At 53.2% G+C, this 4,753-nt stretch carries 5 protein-coding genes and 1 tRNA gene; 3 read left to right on the top strand and 3 right to left on the bottom strand.

The genetic code is table 11. From position 1 onward, the window contains the following. Window positions 1–409: 409 nt before the first annotated feature. Window positions 410–1,393 (bottom strand): DUF4238 domain-containing protein, encoded by a 984-nt coding sequence (locus tag ACXJ5O_RS19295; protein WP_457301306.1) that lies wholly within the window; start codon window positions 1,391–1,393, stop codon window positions 410–412. Window positions 1,394–1,567: 174 nt separating this feature from the next. Here ACXJ5O_RS19295 and ACXJ5O_RS19290 point away from each other — a divergent pair, with 174 nt between their 5' ends. Continuing rightward, window positions 1,568–2,494, top strand: a complete 927-nt coding sequence (locus tag ACXJ5O_RS19290; RefSeq protein ID WP_457301307.1) for a DNA-methyltransferase — start codon at window positions 1,568–1,570, stop codon at window positions 2,492–2,494. Window positions 2,495–2,847: 353 nt separating this feature from the next. On the opposite strand, the gene ACXJ5O_RS19285 is transcribed toward ACXJ5O_RS19290, so the two are convergent. Both ACXJ5O_RS19285 and ACXJ5O_RS19280 read right to left on the bottom strand, forming a co-directional pair. Then, window positions 2,848–3,030, bottom strand: a complete 183-nt coding sequence (locus ACXJ5O_RS19285) for a hypothetical protein (RefSeq protein WP_457301305.1) — start codon at window positions 3,028–3,030, stop codon at window positions 2,848–2,850. Between the two features lie 275 nt (window positions 3,031–3,305). Then, window positions 3,306–3,381, bottom strand: a tRNA-Lys gene (locus ACXJ5O_RS19280). A gap of 270 nt (window positions 3,382–3,651) precedes the next feature. Between ACXJ5O_RS19280 and ACXJ5O_RS19275 the strand changes: the two genes are divergently transcribed. Next, a complete protein-coding gene (locus ACXJ5O_RS19275) occupies window positions 3,652–4,398 on the top strand; it encodes a cytochrome c biogenesis CcdA family protein (RefSeq protein ID WP_457301304.1) in 747 nt (248 codons plus the stop codon). Between the two features lie 94 nt (window positions 4,399–4,492). Then, on the top strand, window positions 4,493–4,753 hold a 261-nt coding region (locus ACXJ5O_RS19270; protein WP_457301303.1), incomplete at its 3' end, for an NTP transferase domain-containing protein.

Genomic DNA, 4,753 nt, shown 5'->3' with positions numbered 1-4,753 from the left:
TGCCACTACCGTGGCCGTTCCCATACCTTGCCCAGGCTAAAACAACGTAATTGGAAACATGTAGTTTCGTACGTGTCGGATGTGCCGTTCGGCCACGGGATTAGTTGTGATTCTGCGCCTGAAGTGGCCCGCTCGCCACTGACGCTCGCTACCATTCCTTTCGTCGTCCAAACCCGGTTCGAGACCGCTGTAAAGAGGCCGGTAGCGCGCTCTGACGATGTCTTCCACGAAAGGAACAAGTCCAGTGGATCCGCGTTGCGGCCCAGGCTGGTGCCGAATGCGAGTGACGCTGGCGGGGGTCGGGCAGCTTGGCGCATCTTCGTGGTTTGCCAGAGAGGGCACCTGTGATCCGGTATCAACGGCAAAAGGCGGCCATCCAAGCAAGGAAGGCCAGACGGAAATTCCACATCTAAGATTTCGTAGATCGCAGCAAATACTTATCTACGAAGTCGGGCTCGGCACTCCCGTATGCAAATTTCTTGGCTGTTGTCAGTGTTGAGATATTGCTCGCCCTTATTATCTCGGATGGCGTCATCCGGCTGATCCGCTCCACCACATCATGCGCGTCAGTTCCGAAGAATACATGAGTCGGCGACAGCGGGATGGATATCAGTGTGCGGGGCTTATATAACTCGTTTATTCGCTCGAAAGGGTCATCGCCAAGCATCAGTCGTTTATTGGACGACGACAGATCGCGCACCAACCAGGTCAGGCGAACAATGCGATCGATCGGTTTGCTATCGGTTATGAGTTTAACGAGGACACTAAGTCCAGAATTCGCTAGTCGAGCAGGGGCGTGATTTTTTGCCCATTCAAACAGACTGTCCTCCTGAGCGTCGCCCTTCACATCATTGTATTCCTCGATATCGCGAGAAAGCTCTTCAGCCAAGAGTTTCTCCGATCCAGCTTTAACTTTTTCAACGACATGAGGCACCCGGATAATTGCCGCGTTCAGATACAACGCCCAGAAGTAGCGCTCGTTTATGGTGAGTCCGGTTACGCCTTTCTCGATGAGCTTGTCCATCACCGGCTTCGCTTTAGATTCGATACGTCCGAAGACTTCGGTCTCAATCTGCTGAACGTGTTTGGGATTGACCCCATGCAGGGAATACAAGCCTGGCACGTAGCCAGTTCCGGCTGTCGCGACTGACTTACAGATCAGCTTGCCGTTATGTCCAATTCGTCCCCACTGCATGAGTTTTCCATCCACCCCTTCCCACTTGCGCAAGTGGAATTGAGGAACGTAGTGGTGATCACCCTCTTTGCTCATTTGTGCCTTTGCCAACAGTGAACCATCCACCCTTAGCGCCGTAGCCGTGACTGGAAAAGCACCAAATGGCGTAACCACGGATTTCATCAAAAGCGCTTGCTCATTTTTGAGCAGATCAGGCACAATAGCCTCACTCTAACTCACGCCTTATCGCGATGCTCGCGCACGACGTGACAACAATCATTCAAGCCATGAACCAACATGGCTGGAGACTTATGAGATCTGATAGGTTCGAGCTTCACCTCGGCGACTGCCTTGAGCTGATGAAATCCATCCCCTGACAACAGCGTAGACCTCATCCTCACTGACCCGCCGTACGGAACCGTGTCCGGGATTGCGAGCGGAGGCGACCTAAGCCATGGTATGAAAGGAAAGACAGGGTGGGACACGGCGCTTGATCCGGCAGCAATCTTCTTGGAGAGCGAACGGATCTTGCGAACCAACGGCGCCTTGCTACTGTTCAGCCAGGAGCCCTACACAAGCCGAATGATCACTGAGGCTCATGGAAACCTTCCCTTCAGCTACCGACTAGCCTGGGTTAAAGATCATTTCGCGAACGCCCTAATCGCTAAGAAGGCCCCAGTTTCTTACTTTGAAGACATCGTTGTCTTCTTCAAAAAGTACGACACCCAGTGCCGGAACCCACTGCGGCGTTATGCCGAAGCGGTCGTGAAGTACATCGGAAAACCTAAGAGCGAGGTATTTTCGGATCTAGGACATCAAGGCGTTTGCCATTTTTTCAGGACGGACTCCATGCAGTTCGGTCTTTGTACAGAAGAGACGTACCGTCAACTCACCGAGAAATACAAACTGGAAAGYCAGCCATGGTTCATGACGTACGGCGAGATGTTAGCGACCGATAGCCGCTTCAGTCGGCGTTTCAATCTACAGGAAGGCCAGAAATTCAAATCGAACGTACTCCAGTATCGCAAAGACTATGATGGGCATCATCCAACACAAAAGCCCGTGGCCTTGCTTGAGGATCTTATCGGCACGTACACAGACGTTAACGACGGCGTTCTCGACTTCACGATGGGTAGTGGCTCGACAGGCGTGGCCTGCATGAACACTGGTCGCCGGTTCATCGGCATGGAGCAGTTGCCCGAATACTTCGAGATTGCCCGAGAGCGTATTGCTAGGGCCGCCAACCATTCGGAATCAAGCCAGGCTGCGATGATTGATAAATTTGTAAAGATAGGTGACAGCGCGAGCGAATACGCTTAGAAAAGGCTGGGCGGCTCCCTTCCAAAGCAACCGCCCAGCCCATGATCAAAACCAACTATTTCTTAGTCGGCTTGATCGTTTCGACGACGTGGGTTTTCGGGTGGTCCTTGGCGGTTTTCACCGGCGTGAACCTCCCGTTCCCTGCGTTGCGGCCAATCTTACTCATTAAATTCACCTGCCTTTCTATGCTCACCAAAGATCATTCTTTGGTTCTGCATTTGTACTATGGCAGGCAAATTGCTGTAAATACCAAATCTTGTGATAATTCCTAGCTAATTCAGCATGTTATCAATATGTTGTGGATAAAGYCGATCTGTATTGACCCCAATCCACTCCCTGTGATTCGGTGGGCATCATTTCCGAACAAGCTTTGTATACTCCGCAAGATCGCGCTCCGCGATGGCGCGATCTTTTTCCGTTACGGCGTCCTTGACGCGATCCTCCAGAGCGGCCTTTAACTTCTCTTCGGTCGAAAGCTCGTCACCTTCCTCGGCGGCGGGCTTTTTTGGTTGGCGAGACTTAACGAGCAATACCATTCTCATAGCCAAATATTGCCATCACGACGGCCAGTTTGAGCGAAAAACTACCGGCTGAGACCTACTGACTGAGCAGTTTAGACCTACTGATTAAGCGTCAGTTTTTATGATTTTCGGTGAAATGAATCGATTCAAAATGACTTTGAGGGCGATTCTTGCGCCCGACCTGCGCCCGAAGCGCCAAAATTGGGCCTTGGGGAGTCAAAACGTCGCGTTGACGAAGGTAGCAATTTCGTCTAAGTCATTGAATTGCAAGTGATTTTTAGTGGCTTAAATGGTGAGCGCGCGGGGGTTCGAACCCCGGACCTACTGATTAAAAGTCAGTTGCTCTACCGGCTGAGCTACGCGCTCCCAAACGAAGCCAGCTCGGTGGCCTCGGGAAGTGCGGCGGAACATAGGTGCGACTTGCCAATCGGTCAACATCTAATGTGCAGGGTTTTCGCAACAAAAGCCTTGTTTTCAGCTGTTCTTGTAATTTTTGGCCGAAAGCACCCTCGGCCAGGCGGTATAGAACATAATTAGGATAGGTTTTGCCGCCAAACTGGCGAAAAGGTGATTGGAATTTCAAGGAGATTCGGCTTAATCCACCGCACGGACAAAAATGCCAGTGAAGGAGCGCGGATGGCGCTTGATGTATCATACCTGACTGCTGCCGGCGCCGGCGCTCTGTCTTTCCTTTCTCCTTGCGTCCTGCCCCTCGTCCCGCCCTATCTCTGTTATATGGCCGGTGTGACGGTTGAGGATTTTCGCTCTGATAAAGCCGCGGCGCGAATCTCGCCGGTTCGGCAGRCGCTACTTCTGTCATCCTTCTGTTTTGTTCTCGGCTTTTCGACCGTTTTTGTACTGCTCGGTGCTGGCGCATCGACCATCGGCGGCTTCCTGCGCATGTGGCAACAGGAAATCGCCATCGCCGCAGGCATCGTCATCATTCTCATGGGGTTGAACTTTCTCGGCGTATTCCGCCTTGCATTTCTCTCGCGGGAGGCAAGGTTCCAGACCCAGGGAGCGCCCGCCAACCCGTTCGCTGCCTATGTCATGGGGCTGGCCTTTGCGTTCGGATGGACGCCGTGCATCGGGCCGGTGCTCGGACCGATATTGGCGCTGGCCGGAGCCCGTGACACCGTTGCCGACGGTGCGCTGCTCCTCGCCGTCTATTCGCTCGGTCTCGGCATTCCCTTCATCGTCGCCGCGTTGTTTTCCGGGATGTTCATGCGCTTTCTAGCGCGATTCCGCATGCATCTTGGCAAGGTGGAAAAGCTGATGGGCGGCCTGCTGGTACTGACCGGTATCCTGTTTCTGACCGGCGGCTTGCAGACATTCTCGTTCTGGCTTCTCGAAACATTTCCCATCCTCGGCCAACTCGGCTAAACAGACGGAAGTTTCCATGTTGGAAACCAATAACGTGTCATGATTAGCCACGATATTGCCTTTACCTTTAGCCCAACTGACCTGGAAGTCCGACATGACACCACGTTCTTGCCTCACGGTTATTCTCGCTGCCGGTGAGGGCACGCGCATGAAATCCTCCCTGCCGAAAGTACTCCACAACATTGCGGGTCTCCCTATCGTCGCCCACGTCGCCAAGGCCGTGCATGGCGCGGGTGTCCGCGACATCGCGCTGGTTGTGGGAAAGGGTGGCGATCAGGTCGAGGCAGCAGTCCGTTCGATCGTTTCCAACGTGAACGTGCATGAACAAACAGAACGGCTTGGAACTGCCCACGCC

Source organism: Phyllobacterium sp. P5_D12 (assembly GCF_054049495.1).
This window is presented reverse-complemented; position numbering and strand designations above follow the sequence as displayed.